Source organism: Modicisalibacter coralii (assembly GCF_004117855.1).
Taxonomy (GTDB): Bacteria; Pseudomonadota; Gammaproteobacteria; order Pseudomonadales; family Halomonadaceae; genus Modicisalibacter; species Modicisalibacter coralii.
On record NZ_QWBW01000043.1, the window covers coordinates 22,229 to 38,041 of the forward strand.

Genomic DNA, 15,813 nt, shown 5'->3' on the forward strand with positions numbered 1-15,813 from the left:
AAGTGACGAACGGCGACGAAACGGGGGACGGCGGATCAGCGGCGCGCCCGCAGCATCTCCACGAAGCGGTCGAACAGCGGCGACACGTCGCGCGGGCCCGGGCTCGCCTCGGGGTGCCCCTGGAAGCTGAAGGCCGGCCGGTCGGTACGTTCGACGCCCTGCAGGGTGCCGTCGAACAGCGAGCGGTGCGTGGCGCGCAGCGTCGCCGGCAGGCTGGTCTCGTCGACCGCGAAGCCATGGTTCTGGCTGGTGATCATCACGTGGCCGCTGTCGAGATCCTGCACCGGGTGGTTGGCGCCGTGGTGGCCGTGGTTCATCTTCACGGTCGTCGCCCCGGAGGCCAGCGCCAGCAGCTGATGCCCCAGGCAGATGCCGAACACCGGCAGCCCGCTCTCGAGAATCTCGCGGATCGCCGCGATGGCGTAGTCACACGGCTCGGGATCGCCGGGGCCATTGGCGAGGAACACGCCGTCGGGGTTCAGCGCCAGCACCTCGCTGGCCGGGGTCTGCGCGGGCACCACGGTCAGCCGGCAACCGCGCGCGGCGAGCAGGCGCAGGATGTTGTGCTTGACCCCGTAGTCGTAGGCGACCACATGGTAGGGCCGTTCGCCCGCCGCGGCGTCGGCGTAGCCTTCACCCAGCGTCCAGTCGGCCTGGCTCCATTCGTAGCGCTCGGTGCAGCTGACCACCCGGGCCAGGTCCATGCCCTTGAGGCCCGGAAAGTCGCGCGCGATGGCCAGCGCCCGCTCGACGGCATCGTCGCCCTCGGCGTCGGGACCGGCGAGGATGGCGCCGTTCTGGGCGCCCTTGTCACGCAGGATGCGGGTCAGCCGGCGGGTGTCGATGTCGGCGATGCCCAGCACGTTCTGGCGCTTTAGATACGTATCGAGGCTCGCCTGGTTGCGGAAGCTGCTGGCGATGAGCGGCAGATCGCGGATCACCAGCCCGGCGGCGGCGATGCGCGTCGATTCGACGTCCTCGTCGTTGGTGCCGGTGTTGCCGATGTGCGGGTAGGTCAGCGTGACGATCTGTCGGGTGTAGGAGGGGTCGGTGAGGATTTCCTGGTAGCCGGTCATGGCCGTGTTGAACACCACCTCGCCGCTGGTCTGCCCATCGGCGCCGATGGCGCTGCCATGAAATACGCTGCCATCTTCCAAGGCCAGTATCGCGGGTCTGTTCAACGCAACGTCCTCCATTGCTCTTCGTCAGTCAGGATGCTCGCCCAGCTCGTGCCGCCGCGGGCTGTCATTCGGAATCTTCGGCGTGCCGATCGCCGCTGCCGTCGGGCGCGCAGGTCGTAAAAAAGCGGGACGAAACCCGGTAAAGATCGGTTTCATCCCGCTTGGTGTCATCGCTTCGCCCAACATGGCCTTGCGGGTTGCCTGAGCCCGGCCAAATTGACTGGATTCTACAGGATTTCCGGCCCGGCGACTACCCTCGACGCACCGGCGCCTGGCTAGTCGCCACCCAGTCCCAGCACGTCCTGCATGTCATAGTGGCCGGCCTCGCGCTCGGCGACCCAGCGTGCCGCGCGCACCGCGCCCTTGGCGAAGGTCATGCGGCTCGAGGCCTTGTGGGTGATCTCGATACGTTCGCCCTCGGTGGCGAACATCACCGTGTGCTCGCCGACGATGTCGCCGGCGCGCACCGTGGCGAAGCCGATCTCCTTGTCGGTGCGCGGCCCGCACTGGCCGACGCGCTCGAACACGCCGTATTCCTTGAGCGGGCGCTCCAGGGCATCGGCCATGACCTCGCCCATCTTCAGCGCCGTGCCCGACGGCGCATCGACCTTGTGCCTGTGGTGCGCCTCGATCACTTCGATGTCGTAGCCCTCGTCGCCCAGCGCCCGCGCGGCGGTGGCCAGCAGATTGAGGGTAAGATTGACGCCGACGCTCATGTTGGGCGCGAAGACCATCGGCACGCGATCACGATAGTCATCGAGTTCGGCCAGCTGGGCATCGTCGAGGCCGGTGGTGCCGATCACGATGCGCTTGCCGTGCTCGGCGCAGAACGCCAAGTTGGCCAGGGTGGTGGCGGGGTTGGTGAAGTCGATCAGCACATCGAAGTCATCGGCCACCGCGAGCAGGTCGTCGCTGGCGGTCACCCCCAGCCTGCCGGTACCGGCCAGCTCGCCCAGGTCGGCGCCGACCAGCGAGCTGCCGGGCTCGACGATGCCACACGCCAAGCTGGCCCCGGGGTCCTGATGCACGGCATTGACCAGGGTGCGGCCCATGCGGCCGGCGACACCGACGATGGCGATGCGGGGAGCGTGAGTGGACATACGGTCTCCTGGCAGTTGGCGAAAGTCGCGGCAGTATAGCAACTGCCGAGAAGCCACGCCCCCACCGCCATCCCCGGCGGAGCCTGCGCAGCGCGGTCGTCGCCGAGGCGCCCGAACCCTCTGGACGAGGCAGGCCGACCTCCTTCATAATCCTTCCGCGCAAATAAGAATCATGCGTAAAAGACAACAAGACACGTTGCTCGGCGCTTCACCGGTTAGCGACCTGTCACCTCAACGAGTACGGCACCCGCACATGGTTACATCACTGCTCAAGGCCGCCGTCGGCACGGCCGTCGCGCTAGGCTGCATGGCCGCCCAGGCCGACCCGATCACCGTCACCGACATCGCCGGCCGCCAGGTCACCGTCGATGCCCCCGTGGAGCGAGTGATCCTCGGCGAAGGCCGTCAGATCTATCTGATCGGTGCGCTGGAGCCCGAGTCGCCGTTCGCCCACGTGGTGGGCTGGCGCCACGACTTCTCCGAGGCCGATCCGGACAACTATGCCGCCTACGCCGCGAAGTTCCCGGAGCTCAAGGACATCCCCACCTTCGGCGGCTTCAAGGACGGCACCTTCGACGTCGAGCAGGCCGCCGCCCTCCAGCCCGACGTGGTGCTGATGAATCTCGAGGCCAAGGCGGCCACCGAGGATGCGGCCTACGACGACAAGCTGGCCCAGCTGGGCATTCCCATCGTCTACGTGGACTTTCGCGAGAAGCCGCTCGAGCACACCATCCCCTCGATGCGGCTGATGGGGCGCCTGCTCGGTGACGAACAGCGCGCCGAGGCCTTCATCGACTTCGCCGAGGCCCAGCTGGCCCGGGTCACCGACACGATCGCGGCCGCCGATCCCGAGCGGCCGAAGGTCTTCATCGACCGTGCCGGCGGGTATTCGGAGGACTGCTGCATGAGCTTCGGCCCCGGCAACTTCGGCAAGTACGTCGAGCTCGCCGGCGGCGACAACATCGCCGACGGCATCATCCCCAACACCTTCGGCACGCTCAACCCGGAGCAGATCATCGCCGCCAACCCCGACCAAGTGGTGGTCACCGGCGGCAACTGGGACGCCTACGTGCCGGGCGGCGACTGGGTCGGCGTGGGGCCGGGGGCCGACCTGCAAAAGGCCCGCGCCAAGCTCGAGAAACTGACCCATCGCACCGCCATGACCGGCATCACGGCCGTCGAGACCGGCGACGTCCACGCCATCTGGCACCAGTTCTACAACAGCCCCTACTACTTCGTCGCTGTGCAGCGGCTGGCCAAGTGGTTCCACCCGTCGCTGTTCGCCGATCTCGACCCCGAGGCCACCCTGCGGACGCTCCACGAGCGTTTCCTGCCGGTGGACTACGAGCCCGGCTACTGGGTATCCCTGCAAGATGAGTGAAACGACCACCGCGGCCGACGCACCCGACGAGGGCAATTTCTATCGCGCCCTGGTGATTCGGCGCCAGCTGATTCTCGCCGCGCTGACCCTGGCGCTGGCACTCAGCCTGTGCATCGACCTGGCGCTGGGGCCGGCGCGCTTCACGCTGTCCCAGGTCATCGCCGCGATTCTCACCCCCGATGCCGTCAGCCAGCCGCTGCGGGTCGTGCTGTGGGAGATCCGCATGCCGGTGGCGCTGATGGCGCTGGTGGTGGGCGCCAGCCTGTCGATCGCCGGCGCCCAGATGCAGACCATTCTCAGCAACCCGCTGGCCAGCCCGTTCACCCTGGGCATTTCGGCCGGGGCGAGTTTCGGTGCCGCCCTGGCACTCGCCTTCGGCGTGACGCTAATTCCCGGGCTGGTCGATTACGTCATCCCGATCAATGCCTTCGTGATGGCGATGCTGACCGCCTTCGCCATCCACCTGCTGAGCCTGAAGCGGGGCGTGACGATCGAGACCATCGTGCTGCTGGGCATCGCCATGGTCTTCATCTTCAACTCGCTGATGGCGCTGATCCAGTTCTTCGCCAGCCAGCAGGCGGTCTCCGCGGTGGTGTTCTGGACCATGGGCAGCCTGACCAAGGCGACCTGGCCCAAGCTCGGTATCTCCGTCGCCGTGCTCGCGGTGGTGGTGCCGCTGCTGGCCCGCCATGGCTGGGCGCTGACCGCCATGCGCCTGGGCGACGCCAAGGCCGAGAGCCTGGGTGTCAGGCCGCGTGCGCTGCGCCTCGAGGTGCTGGTGCTGGTCTCGTTGCTGGCCGCCATCGCCGTCGCCTTCGTCGGCACCATCGGCTTCATCGGCCTGGTCGGGCCGCACATCGCCCGCCTGCTGCTGGGCGAGGATCAGCGTTTCTTCCTGCCCGGCTCGGCGCTCTGCGGTGCCCTGCTGCTGTCCGTCGGCTCGGTGCTGTCGAAGGTGATCATTCCCGGCACCATCATCCCCATCGGCATCATCACTTCGCTGGTGGGCATTCCGTTCTTCCTGTTCCTGGTGCTCAACCACAAGAAGGCTTCATGGTAACGCTGACTCTCGACGGCCTGTCGGCCCGCTACGGCCGGCGTCAGATTCTCGCCGGGATCACCACGCCCCCTTTCACCGGGGGGCAGGTCGTGGCCCTGCTCGGCCCCAATGCCGCCGGCAAGTCGACGCTCTTCCGGCGCATCCTCGGCTTGCTGGAGGGCAGCGGCGAGGTGCGTATCGAGGGCGCGACCAGCGAGCGCCCGGTCGCCTACATGCCCCAGGAAACCGGCGCCAGCGCGGTCCTGACGGTCTACGAGTCGGTGCTGCTGGCACGCATGCAGGGGCGCAGCCTCAAGGTCGCCGACGACGACCTTCAGGCGGTGGAGCGGGCCCTGGACGATCTCGGCATCAGCACGCTCGGCGCGCGCGACATCGATGATCTCAGCGGCGGGCAGCGCCAACTGGTGAGTGCGGCCCAGGCGCTGGTCCAGGCTCCCGACATCCTCTTGCTCGACGAGCCCACCTCGGCGCTCGACCTGCACCGCCAGATCAGCCTGCTGAGCATCCTGCGACGGCTGGCCCGCGAGCGCGGGATGCTGGTCATCGCCTCGTTGCACGACCTGGGCCATGCGCTGCGCTTCACCGACGAGGCACTGATTCTCGAGAACGGCGGGATGATCGCCTGCGGACCGACCGAGCGCGTGGTCACGCCGGCCCTGTTGCGGCAGACCTTCCGGGTCGAGGCGCGTATCGAACCCTGTTCCCAGGGCCGCCCCCAGCTCATTGTCGAAGCGGCCGTCTGAAACCTCGCCCCTCGAACGCCGCCAGCGCGGCGCCCCCCGCCACGAACGGCAAGGCCAGCAGGAAACCCGGCGAGAGCGGCTGGCCGAACAGCCAGAGATCCGCCAGCACCGGCCAGATCAGCGCCACATACTCGAAGGGAGCCAGGCGCGAGACCTCGGCGTAACGCAGCGCCAGGGTCATGCAGATATGCGCCGCCCCGCCGAACAGCCCCGAGAGTACCAGCAACCCCAGGGTCGGCCAGGCCGTCTCCACCCACCCCAGCGGCAGGGTCGCCAGGCCCGCCAGGGCCGTGACCAGCACGAAGTAGAAGGCGATCGAGGCCGCGGTTTCGGTGCGCGAGATGCGGCGTACGGTCAGCAATGCCCCGGCCGTCAGCAGCGCCGCCAGGAGCCCCAGGGCATAGCCCAGCAGGCGCCCATCCATCTGGCCCTGCAGCTCGGGCAGCACCAGGGCCGCCACGCCCACCAGCACCAGGCTCAATGCCACCGCCCGGTGCAGGCTGAAACGTTCGCCCAGCAACAGCACGCCCCCGACGGCCATGGCCACGGGGGACAACTGTGCCAGCAGCGTCGCCTCGGCCACCGGCAACCGCGCCACAGCGGCGAACGAGGCGAACATCGCCGCCGCCCCCAGCCCCGAGCGCATCAGGTGCCCCAGCGGGCGCCGGGTGGCCAGGGCACGCGGGAACTCCCGGCGCCAGATCATGAAGGCCACGATCGGCAGCAGCGCGAAGGCCGAGCGGAAAAACACCGTCTGCCCCAGGGGCACCTCGGTACTGACCGCCTTGACGCATACCATCATGCCGGTGAAGAGCAGGCCCGACAGCAGCCTGAGTAGAATGCCGGCCAGCGGGCGCTCGGCGGTGTCGTGCATCTCGATGTTGTCCAACCTGCGAAGTGAAAAGCGCCTGCCGGCACGCCAAGGCGTTTCCCGGCGGCCGCCTCGAGGCGCTGCTGATTATACCGGTGCACTGCCATGGCGTCTGTCATGCCGTCGGGAAAACGCCCGACGGGTCATGGCCGACGAGTCCCGTGCTTGCCGATGGCGGCGGGAGCCACGGCCGGGCGATCGCCGGTCGCCCCGCCTTCGCGCTGCGCCGCATCACGACGCAGCAGCAGGACGATCGCGGCGATCACCAGGAGACTGCCGGGTAGCCACTGCCAGCCGATGTGCCGGGGCTCGCGAACGAACAGCACCAACATCGAGACGAACGGCACCAGATAGCCATAGGCGGTGACGGCGGCCGGTGTCAGCACCGCCGTGGCGCGCTGCTGCAACCAGAAGGTCAGCCCGCTGGAGAACAGCCCCAGATAGACCAGCAGGGTGACGTCGCCGAGAGTCATGCCGGTCAGGTGGCCCGGCGTCTCCCCGACCAGCCCCAGCAGACCGATCAGGCCGCCGCCGACCAGCAGGCTCCAGAAGGTGCGCAGTCCCGCACTCGGCGACAGCCAGCCGCGCGCCAGCCCCCACTTGCTGAGCACCGGGTACAGCGCGGACGCCACGCAGCCGAGGAAGAACGCCGCCTCGCCGAGGCCGAAGCGCATGCCGTCGAGCCGCCCGCCGGATTCCGCCCAGGCCAGGCCCAGCGCGCCGATCGCCCCCAGCAGCAGCACACCCGGCAGCCGCCAGGCCAGTCTCTCGACGCGAAACACCAGGCCCAGGCCGAAGGCCAGCAGCGGCACGCTGACGAAGAGCGTTGCCATCGACAGCGCCGTGGCGCGGTGCGCCGCCCAGAACATGGTGCCGAAGAATCCCGCCAGGCACAGTCCCATGACCGCGTAGAGCGCCAGCCCTGCCCCACCCGGCCAGCGATCGGTGGAGCGCAGCAGCAGCGGTGACAGGGCCAGCGCGGCGATGGCGAAACGTAACGCGGTCAGCAGCAACGGCGGCAGCCCCTCGCTCATCAGCCCCACGGCGGGGAACGACAACCCCACCAGCAGCGCCCACAGCATCATCCCCAGGTGGGCGCGGGCGACGTCGCGGCTAGACGTCATCGGTCGCCTCCAGCGGGAGCAGCAGGGTGCGCAGGGCATCGGCCAGGGCCTGCTTCTGGGTGTCATCGAGCGGCGCCTGGAGTGCCCGCAACGTCGTCAGGTAGTCGTCGAGCAGATCCAGGAACAGCCGCTCGCCGGCCGCGCTGAGCTGGATCAGCACGCTACGCCGATCCTCGGGGTTGGCCGTGCGCCGGATCAGTCCGGCACCCTCGAGGCGGTCCAGACGATGGGTCATGGCCCCCGAACTGAGCACCGCGGCGCTGCGCAGGGCGTTGGGAGTGAGCCCCCGGGCGTCGCCGCTGCGGTAGAGCGTCGCCAGCAGATCGAACTCTCCCTCGTGCAGGCCGTGCTCGCGGAATACCCGGGTGACCCGGCGATCGACGTACTTCGACAGCCGATACAGGCGGGTGAACAGCGCCATGGGCGAGGCATCCCGATCGGGCGCCGCCGACTGCCACTGGCGCAGCACGCCGTCGACATGATCGCCGCCGGGATAACCCAGGCTCATCGCTCACCCCCGCGTCCACCGCGTTGCGTCCGCCGACGCTTCTGCCCGACTCCTGCCTCGACGACGTCGATTCGCATGACCGCTCTCCCGATTGGAATACCGGCATTATAGTTTCAAATAAAGAATCTTTATGCAGAACCAAATGCGTAGGCAGGAGCGCTATCCGTCCCACCCCGGCCGAGTCCACTCGCCCGCCGAAGGACAGCAGGCCCTGACCGCCCAGCGTGGCGAGCAACCCGGTGCGCCATGAAAGCACGAGGCCCCGACTCGCCAGGAGCGAGCGGGGCCTCGATTCGGCCGGGTCGGAAGACGCCTTACGGCTTCATGTCCTCGAAGAACTTCTTCACGCCGTCGAAGAAGCTCGACTTCTTCGGCGAGTGATGGCTGTTACTGCCGTCGAGGCTCTCCTGGAAGCGGCGCAACAGATCCTTCTGCTCGTCGCTGAGATGGACCGGCGTCTCGACCAGGACCTTGCACAGCAGATCGCCGGCCGGGCCGCCGCGTACCGGCTTGACGCCCTTGCCGCGCAGCCGGAACAGCTTGCCGGTCTGGGTCTCGGGCGGGATCTTCAGCTTGACCCGGCCGTCGAGCGTCGGCACTTCCAGCTCACCGCCCAGCGCGGCGTCGACGAAGTTGATCGGCACCTCGCAGTGCAGGTGGCGACCTTCGCGCTCGAAGATCGGGTGGGGCTTGATCGCCACCTGGACGTAGAGATCGCCCTCCGGGCCGCCGTTGGCCCCGGCCTCGCCCTCGCCGTTGAGACGGATGCGATCGCCGGTATCCACGCCGGCGGGGATCTTCACCGACAGCGTACGGGTCTCGCGCACCCGCCCCTCGCCATGGCACTCGCGGCACGGCACCTTGATGGTCTGGCCGGCGCCGTGACAGGTCGGGCAGGTCTGCTGCACGGCGAAGAAGCCCTGCTGCATGCGCACCTGGCCCATGCCGTGACAGGTCGGGCAGGTCTCCTTGCTGGAGCCGGGTTCGGCGCCGGTGGCGTCGCAGTGGCCGCAGGCCACGTGGCGCGGCACGCGGATGTCGACGGTGGTGCCGGAGACCGCGTCCTCGAGATCGAGCTCGAGGTTGTAGCGCAGGTCGGCGCCGCGTTGCGGGGCGTTGGGATTGCGCCGTCCGCCGCCACCACCGAAGATGTCGCCGAACACGTCGCCGAAGATGTCGCTGAACCCGCCGGCACCGCCGCCGCCGAAGCCGCCGCCACCGAAACCGCCACCCTGGCCGTCGACGCCGGCATGGCCGAACTGGTCGTAGGCCGCGCGCTTCTCGTCGTCGGTCAGGACCTCGTAGGCCTCGGAAACCTCGCGGAACTTCTCGGCCGCGGTGTCGTCGTCCGGATTGCGGTCCGGATGGTATTTCTGGGCGAGTCGTCGGTAGGCCTTCTTGATCTCTTTCTGATCAGCTCCGCGCTCGACGCCCAGCACTTCATAGTAGTCACGCTTGGACATGGATCTTGTCCGCCTCCGTGTCGGGTCACGGAAACAGCGACGCGGGAGTCATGCCCCCGCGCCGCCGGTCGCCGTGGAATCAGACGTGGTTACTGCTTCTTCTGGTCGTCGTTGACTTCCTCGTACTCGGCGTCGACCACGTCGTCCTCGGTCTTCTTGGCCCCGTCGTCGGCCTGCTCGGCGCCGCCCTGCTGGGCCGCCTCGCTCTGCTCGGCGTACATCTTCTGGGCCAGGCCGCCGGAGGCTTCGGTCAGCGCGTCCAGCTTGGTCTGGATCTCCTGCTGGTCGTCGCCCTTGACCGCTTCCTCGAGCTCGCCGATGGCGGCCTCGATCTTCTGCTTCTCGTCGTCGGAGGCCTTGTCACCGGCTTCGCTGAGCGTCTTGCGCGCGGCGTGGATCATGCCGTCGGCCTGGTTGCGCAGCTGGACGAGTTCCTCGAACTTCTTGTCCTCGGCGGCATGCGCCTCGGCGTCCTGGACCATCTGCTCGATCTCTTCCTCGGACAGGCCGCTGGAGGCCTTGATGACGATCGACTGTTCCTTGCCGGTCGCCTTGTCCTTGGCGGAGACGTTGAGAATGCCGTTGGCGTCCAGGTCGAAGGCGACCTCGATCTGCGGCACGCCGCGCGGCGCCGGCGGAATGTCGCTGAGGTCGAAGCGACCCAGTGACTTGTTGCCGCTGGACTGCTTGCGCTCGCCCTGAAGCACGTGAATGGTCACGGCGGTCTGATTGTCGTCCGCGGTCGAGAAGGTCTGGGTCTTCTTGGTCGGGATGGTGGTGTTCTTCTCGATCAGCGGCGTCATCACGCCACCCAGGGTCTCGATACCCAGGGTCAGCGGCGTGACGTCGAGCAGCAGCACGTCCTTGACGTTGCCGCCGAGCACGCCGCCCTGGATCGCCGCACCCACGGCCACGGCCTCGTCCGGATTGACGTCCTTGCGGGCGTCCTTGCCGAAGAACTCGGCGACCTTGGACTGCACCAGCGGCATGCGCGTCTGGCCACCGACCAGGATCACGTCGTCGATCTCGCTGTTGGACAGCCCGGCATCGGCCAGCGCGGTCTTGCACGGCCCCAGCGACTGCACCACCAGCTCCTCGACCAGCGACTCGAGCTTGGCCCGGGTGATCTTGACGTTGAGGTGCTTGGGCCCGGTGTTGTCGGCCGTGATGTACGGCAGGTTGACCTCGGTCTGCTGCGCGGCGGACAGCTCGATCTTGGCCTTCTCGGCGGCTTCCTTGAGGCGCTGCATGGCGAGGTTGTCGCCGGACAGGTCGATGCCGCTGTCGGCCTTGAACTGATCGACCAGATAGTTGATCAGCTTGAGGTCGAAGTCCTCGCCGCCCAGGAAGGTATCACCGTTGGTGGCCAGTACCTCGAACTGGGTCTCGCCGTCGACGTCGGCGACCTCGATGATCGAGATGTCGAAGGTCCCGCCGCCCAGGTCATACACGGCGATGGTCTTGTCGCCGCGCGACTTGTCCATGCCATAGGCCAGCGCGGCCGCGGTCGGCTCGTTGATGATGCGCTTGACCTCGAGACCGGCGATGCGCCCGGCGTCCTTGGTGGCCTGGCGCTGGGAATCGTTGAAGTAGGCCGGCACGGTGATCACCGCCTCGGTCACTTCCTCGCCGAGATAGTCCTCGGCGGTCTTCTTCATCTTCTTCAGCACCTCGGCGCTGACCTGCGGCGGTGCCAGTTTCTTGCCCTTCACCTCGACCCAGGCGTCGCCATTGTCGGCCTCGGCGATCTTGTAGGGCACCATCTTGATGTCCTTCTGGACCACGTCGTCGGAGAAGCGACGGCCGATCAGGCGCTTGATGGCATAGAGCGTGTTGCTCGGGTTGGTCACCGCCTGGCGCTTGGCCGCCTGGCCGACCAGCGTCTCGCCGTCGTCGGTGTAGGCGATGATCGACGGCGTGGTGCGCGCGCCTTCGGCGTTCTCGATGACTTTGGGCTTGTCGCCGTCGAGCACGGCGACACAAGAGTTGGTCGTCCCCAGGTCAATACCAATGATGCGTCCCATGTAAACACCTCGAAGAATCGTTGCTTGCTGTTCCGTGCGGCACCCTCGCCGCGACTTTGTCGTCTATGTGGGGGCTAAGCGGCGTCTTTCAAGGGCCTGCGCCCCGCTCGTTCGCTTGAACGGTCACTGCGCCGCCTGGCTGACCACGACCATGGCCGGGCGGACCAGGCGACCGTTGAGCAGGTAGCCCTTCTGCATGACATCGATCACCGTGTTGGGCTCGACATCGGGATTGGGCACCATGGCCATGGCCTCGTGGTACTGCGGGTCGAACGGTTCGCCGTGCGGTTCGACCGCCTCGACCCCGAACTTGGCCAGCACGTCGAGCTGCAGCTTCAGTGTCATCGACACCCCCTCGCGATGCGCCTCGGTGGCGTCCTCGCCCATCGTCTCGAGGGCCTTCTCCAGGCTGTCGATCACCGGCAGCAGTTCCTTGACGAACTTCTCGAGGGCGAACTTGCGAGCCTTCTCGACGTCCTGCTCGGCGCGCCGGCGCACGTTCTGGGCCTCGGCGGCGGCGCGCATCGACTGATCCTTGGCCTCCGCCAGCGCCTCCTCGAGTTCCTCGACCTTGGCCGCCAGGACCTCCGCTTCGGGATTGGTCATCGCCTCGGCATCGCTGGCCGCTTCCTCGGCAGCGGCTTCCTCGGCGGCATCGGCCTCGTCGAGCCGGCCCTCGAGAGGCTCCTCCTGCGGCTCGGCGCCCTGCTCGGCGCGTTGCAGTTCCTCGTCCAGCGGCGTCTGTGGGTCTTTGGCCATGTCGCTCTCCTGAAAGTCGTCCCGCGCCAGAGCGCGGGGATTCATCGGTTTGCCCCCTATATGGGGATGACGACGACGATCTCAAGGCGCAACGGCACCACCACCACGTGCATTGCAGCCACGCCATGGACTACTGTATAAACACACAGAACCGTTCCGCGCCGATCCCGTTTCCGGAGGTGGCCATGCTGGTGCAACTTGCGATTCGCGACTTCGCCATCGTCGAGCGTCTCGACCTCGATCTTCAGGGCGGCATGACCGCCATCACCGGCGAGACCGGGGCCGGCAAGTCGATCCTTCTCGACGCCCTGGGGCTGTGCCTGGGCGAGCGTGCCGATGCCGGCAGCGTGCGTCACGGCGCCAAGCGGGCCGATCTCAGCGCCCGCTTCGATGTCACCCGTCTGCCCGCCGCCCGGGCCTGGCTCGAGGAACGCGAACTGCCCAGCGACGACTGCCTGCTGCGCCGGGTGGTCACCAGCGCCGGCCGCTCCAAGGCGTGGATCAACGGCCAGCTCTGCACCATCGGCGACCTGAAGGCGCTGGGCGAGACGCTGATCGAGATTCACGGCCAGCACGCCCACCAGGCACTCTTGCGCGAGGAGACCCACCGCCGGTTGCTCGACGAGTTCGCCGGCCTGAGCGGTGAAGTGAGCGAACTCGGCGAGACCTTTCGCCACTGGCAGGGCCTGCGCCGTCGGCTCAAGCAGCTCGCCGACACCAGCGATGAGTTGCAGGCGCGTCGGCAGCTGTTGCGTTATCAGGTCGAGGAGCTCGATCAACTGGCGCTGGCCGAGGGCGAGCTGGAGTCGCTGGAGAACGAGCAGGAAGCCCTGGCCCACGCCGAGCAGATCCTCGCCGACACCCAGTTCGCGGTGGAATGTTGCGACAACGACGAAGGTGGCGCCCTGAGCCTGCTGCATCAGGCGCTGAGCCGTCTCGAGGCACTGCCCGGCGCCGAACGCGGTCCGCTCGCCGAAGCCCGGGGGATGCTCGGCGACGCCCGCATCCAGATCGAGGAAGCCGCCCGCGAGCTGACGCATTTCGCCGAGCATACCGAACTCGATCCCGAGCGACTGGCGCATGTCGAGGAACGCCTCGGCGAGGTTCACCGTATCGCCCGCAAGCACCACATCATGCCCGAGGAGCTGGTCGAACTGCACGCCACGCTGGGCAAGGAGCTGGCCTCCCTGGAAGGCAGCGATCAGGACCTCGATGCCCTGACCCGTGACGTCGAGACAGCCCGCGACAGCTATCGACAGCAGGCGCGACGCCTCGGCGAGGCACGCCGTCAGGCGGCCACCGCCTTCGCCGAGGAGGTACAGTCCCAGTTGGGTTTCCTGGCCATGGGCAAGGCGCACTTCGCGGTGGATGTCGAAACCCGCGACACGCCGCAGCCCGAAGGCCTCGAGAGCGTACGTTTCCTGATCAGCGCCAATCCCGGCCAGCCCCCACGGCCGCTGACCAAGGTGGCCTCCGGCGGCGAACTCTCGCGCATCAGTCTGGCGATTCAGGTGGTCGCCGCCACCCACAGCACCATCAGCACCCTGGTCTTCGACGAGGTGGATGTCGGGGTCTCAGGGGCCACGGCCGAGATCGTCGGGCAGCTGCTGCGCCGCCTCGGCGACAGCGGTCAGGTGATGACCGTGACCCACCTGCCGCAGGTCGCCGCCCAGGCGCACCATCATCTGCACATCGAGAAGCAGACCGAAAAGGATACCACCCTGACCCAGATGGCCCTGCTCGACAGCGCCGGCCGGGTCCGCGAGCTGGCTCGCATGCTCGGCGGCGTCACCCTGTCCGACCGCACACTGGCCCACGCCCGCGAGATGCTCGACGCCAGTCAGCGCGCCCCGCACTGAGAGCCCCCTTTCATCGCGAGCCGGTCAGGGCAGCCTGCCGGCTTTTTTCGTCACATTCGCCAGACCAGGCCGCTCGCCAGGCGCCTCTTACTGATCGACACCTGTCGACGAGCGCGAGCCCCCGGCAAGCACCGAGCCGTGACGTGTTACCATGGGCCCGTCGACGATTCCCGTTCATCGGCGGTATCACCCTTGCCGTCACCGTCTCCGGATACAACCCCGATTTCATGGCTCGTTCTCCCGCCAAGGCCCGGCCGTCTTGATCACCCGACTCCCGCGATGGGTCGAATACGGCGCCCTCGTGCTGGCGCTGACGGCCGGCTGCATCAATGCCGTGGGCTTGCTGGGATTCACCCATCAGGCCGTCTCCCATCTCTCCGGCACCGCGACCCTGCTGGGGGCCGGCGCGATCCACGGCCCCCTCGGCGACACGCTCCACCTTGCCGGCGTGCTGCTCAGCTTCCTGCTCGGGGCGGCCCTCTCTGGCGCTCTGCTGTCCGGTGAGTCGCTGAAACTCGGCCGCCACTACGAGACCCTCCTGGCCATCGAAGGCGGTCTGTTACTAGTGGCGATTCCGGTGCTCCAGGCGGGCTCGCCCTTCGGCCAGGACATCGCCTCGTTCGCCTGTGGCCTGCAAAATGCCCTGGTCACCACCTACAGCGGCGCCGTGGTCCGTACCACGCATCTCACCGGGATCTTCACCGACCTCGGCATCATGCTGGGCGCCGTCTGCAAGGGGCGGCCGATCGATCGACGCAAGGTGACGCTACTGTCGATCATCGTCCTGGGCTTCATCCTCGGGGGAACGCTGGGGGCCTGGCTATTCGTCCGCTTGAGGTTTGCCAGTCTCGCCGTGCCGGCCTTCATCTGCTTCGCCCTGGCCATCGGCTACCGGCGCTACTACTTCCTCCACCGTCGGACATCGGGTCGCTAGGCACGCGCCGGCAAACAGGGATAATCAGGAAAGGGACAAGGGGTGGAGAAGCCAGCTCGCTCGATTGCGGCCCGTCAGGGGCGAGCCAAGCACTTGCGTCTGCCGGTGGTGGCGACGGCAGCGACGAACCCGATGGTACTCGTCGACAAGCCGGTAGCGAAGCCGTCGGCCAACGGCCCGAGCGGTGGCACGGCATCCGGGGAAGGCAGGGTTACAGAGGGCCGGTCGACATCGGCCCGACGGCTTTTCGGTGCCCTGAAACGCAAAAACCCCAGCCGATTGGCTGGGGTTTTCGAAAAGATGCCTGACGATGACCTACTCTCGCATGGGGAGACCCCACACTACCATCGGCGCTGAGCGGTTTCACTGCTGAGTTCGGCATGGGGTCAGGTGGGACCCGCTCGCTATGGTCGTCAGGCGTAACCGTGGCGTGCTGCAGAGCCTGCAGCACCCAAGTACCTGGTGCGCTTCAACAACGTGATCAAGCTGATCGAGTCGACTCTCGCGACGTATCCGTCGTGTCTCGCACACAGGGCCACTCAGGCCCCTTGGGTGTTATATGGTCAAGCCTCACGGACCATTAGTACGCGTTAGCTCAACGCCTCGCAGCGCTTCCACATCGCGCCTATCAACCTCGTCGTCTTCGAGGGTCCTTCAGGGGGCGCGAGGCCCCAGGGAAGTCTCATCTTGAAGGGGGCTTCCCGCTTAGATGCTTTCAGCGGTTATCCCGTCCGTACATAGCTACCCGGCAGTGCGATTGGCATCACAACCGGAACACCAGCGGTACGTCCACTCCGGTCCTCTCG

13 protein-coding genes and 2 rRNA genes are annotated in these 15,813 nt (G+C 67.5%); 5 read left to right on the forward strand and 10 right to left on the reverse strand.

All coding sequences use genetic code 11. From position 1 onward, the window contains the following. Positions 1 to 35: 35 nt before the first annotated feature. Positions 36 to 1,181 (reverse strand): glutamine-hydrolyzing carbamoyl-phosphate synthase small subunit, encoded by a 1,146-nt coding sequence (carA, locus tag D0901_RS18925; RefSeq protein WP_203234910.1) that lies wholly within the window; start codon positions 1,179 to 1,181, stop codon positions 36 to 38. 275 nt (positions 1,182 to 1,456) lie between these two features. Beyond that, on the reverse strand, positions 1,457 to 2,281 hold the full coding sequence (gene dapB / locus D0901_RS18930) for a 4-hydroxy-tetrahydrodipicolinate reductase (RefSeq protein WP_129141862.1): 825 nt from the start codon (positions 2,279 to 2,281) through the stop codon (positions 1,457 to 1,459). A gap of 253 nt (positions 2,282 to 2,534) precedes the next feature. Between dapB and D0901_RS18935 the strand changes: the two genes are divergently transcribed. From D0901_RS18935 to D0901_RS18945, 3 genes are read left to right on the forward strand one after another with little or no spacing between them, the layout of a single operon-like run. Continuing rightward, on the forward strand, positions 2,535 to 3,662 hold the full coding sequence (locus D0901_RS18935; protein ID WP_129141863.1) for an ABC transporter substrate-binding protein: 1,128 nt from the start codon (positions 2,535 to 2,537) through the stop codon (positions 3,660 to 3,662). Then, positions 3,655 to 4,722, forward strand: coding sequence for a FecCD family ABC transporter permease (locus tag D0901_RS18940; RefSeq protein WP_129141864.1), 1,068 nt, complete (start codon positions 3,655 to 3,657; stop codon positions 4,720 to 4,722). Before D0901_RS18935 ends, D0901_RS18940 begins: the two co-directional genes overlap by 8 nt. Further along, entirely contained in the window at positions 4,716 to 5,465 is a 750-nt protein-coding gene (locus D0901_RS18945) for an ABC transporter ATP-binding protein (protein ID WP_129141865.1), read from the forward strand. The genes D0901_RS18940 and D0901_RS18945 overlap by 7 nt, the downstream gene beginning before the upstream one ends. Here the strand turns inward: D0901_RS18945 and D0901_RS18950 are convergent. From D0901_RS18950 to grpE, 6 genes are all read right to left on the reverse strand, one after another. After that, entirely contained in the window at positions 5,443 to 6,339 is an 897-nt protein-coding gene (locus D0901_RS18950; RefSeq protein WP_129141866.1) for a DMT family transporter, read from the reverse strand. The two genes, D0901_RS18945 and D0901_RS18950, sit on opposite strands and share 23 nt — an antisense overlap. A gap of 140 nt (positions 6,340 to 6,479) precedes the next feature. Then, positions 6,480 to 7,460, reverse strand: coding sequence for a DMT family transporter (locus tag D0901_RS18955; protein ID WP_129141867.1), 981 nt, complete (start codon positions 7,458 to 7,460; stop codon positions 6,480 to 6,482). After that, positions 7,450 to 7,968 carry a MarR family winged helix-turn-helix transcriptional regulator gene (locus tag D0901_RS18960; RefSeq protein WP_162500922.1) on the reverse strand — a complete coding sequence of 173 codons (519 nt, stop codon included), beginning with the start codon at positions 7,966 to 7,968 and terminating at the stop codon, positions 7,450 to 7,452. Before D0901_RS18960 ends, D0901_RS18955 begins: the two co-directional genes overlap by 11 nt. Before the next feature lie 314 nt (positions 7,969 to 8,282). Next, positions 8,283 to 9,431, reverse strand: coding sequence for a molecular chaperone DnaJ (gene dnaJ / locus D0901_RS18965; protein WP_129141868.1), 1,149 nt, complete (start codon positions 9,429 to 9,431; stop codon positions 8,283 to 8,285). A gap of 89 nt (positions 9,432 to 9,520) precedes the next feature. Beyond that, positions 9,521 to 11,455 carry a molecular chaperone DnaK gene (gene dnaK, locus D0901_RS18970; protein WP_129141869.1) on the reverse strand — a complete coding sequence of 645 codons (1,935 nt, stop codon included), beginning with the start codon at positions 11,453 to 11,455 and terminating at the stop codon, positions 9,521 to 9,523. 123 nt (positions 11,456 to 11,578) lie between these two features. After that, the gene (gene grpE, locus D0901_RS18975) at positions 11,579 to 12,214 is read right to left on the reverse strand and encodes a nucleotide exchange factor GrpE (RefSeq protein WP_129141870.1); all 636 of its coding nucleotides are present in this window, start codon (positions 12,212 to 12,214) and stop codon (positions 11,579 to 11,581) included. 185 nt (positions 12,215 to 12,399) lie between these two features. On the opposite strand from grpE, the gene recN reads away from it, so the two are divergent. After that, positions 12,400 to 14,073: a DNA repair protein RecN gene (gene recN / locus D0901_RS18980; protein ID WP_129141871.1), complete on the forward strand. Its 1,674-nt coding sequence runs from the start codon at positions 12,400 to 12,402 to the stop codon at positions 14,071 to 14,073. Between the two features lie 259 nt (positions 14,074 to 14,332). Next, positions 14,333 to 15,007, forward strand: a complete 675-nt coding sequence (locus D0901_RS18985; RefSeq protein WP_129141872.1) for a YoaK family protein — start codon at positions 14,333 to 14,335, stop codon at positions 15,005 to 15,007. Between the two features lie 302 nt (positions 15,008 to 15,309). On the opposite strand, the gene rrf is transcribed toward D0901_RS18985, so the two are convergent. Further along, positions 15,310 to 15,425, reverse strand: a 5S ribosomal RNA gene (gene rrf / locus D0901_RS18990). A 141-nt stretch (positions 15,426 to 15,566) separates the two neighbouring features. After that, a 23S ribosomal RNA gene (locus D0901_RS18995) occupies positions 15,567 to 15,813 on the reverse strand; the annotation flags it as partial.

Bases quoted from the DNA above. Each gene is read 5' to 3' on its own strand.
- dapB (WP_129141862.1), bottom strand. From the start codon at position 2,281: ATGTCCACTCACGCTCCCCGCATCGCCATCGTCGGTGTCGCCGGCCGC.
- D0901_RS18935 (WP_129141863.1), top strand. From the start codon at position 2,535: ATGGTTACATCACTGCTCAAGGCCGCCGTCGGCACGGCCGTCGCGCTA.
- D0901_RS18940 (WP_129141864.1), top strand. From the start codon at position 3,655: ATGAGTGAAACGACCACCGCGGCCGACGCACCCGACGAGGGCAATTTC.
- D0901_RS18945 (WP_129141865.1), top strand. From the start codon at position 4,716: ATGGTAACGCTGACTCTCGACGGCCTGTCGGCCCGCTACGGCCGGCGT.
- D0901_RS18950 (WP_129141866.1), bottom strand. From the start codon at position 6,339: ATGCACGACACCGCCGAGCGCCCGCTGGCCGGCATTCTACTCAGGCTG.
- D0901_RS18955 (WP_129141867.1), bottom strand. From the start codon at position 7,460: ATGACGTCTAGCCGCGACGTCGCCCGCGCCCACCTGGGGATGATGCTG.
- D0901_RS18960 (WP_162500922.1), bottom strand. From the start codon at position 7,968: ATGAGCCTGGGTTATCCCGGCGGCGATCATGTCGACGGCGTGCTGCGC.
- dnaJ (WP_129141868.1), bottom strand. From the start codon at position 9,431: ATGTCCAAGCGTGACTACTATGAAGTGCTGGGCGTCGAGCGCGGAGCT.
- dnaK (WP_129141869.1), bottom strand. From the start codon at position 11,455: ATGGGACGCATCATTGGTATTGACCTGGGGACGACCAACTCTTGTGTC.
- grpE (WP_129141870.1), bottom strand. From the start codon at position 12,214: ATGGCCAAAGACCCACAGACGCCGCTGGACGAGGAACTGCAACGCGCC.
- recN (WP_129141871.1), top strand. From the start codon at position 12,400: ATGCTGGTGCAACTTGCGATTCGCGACTTCGCCATCGTCGAGCGTCTC.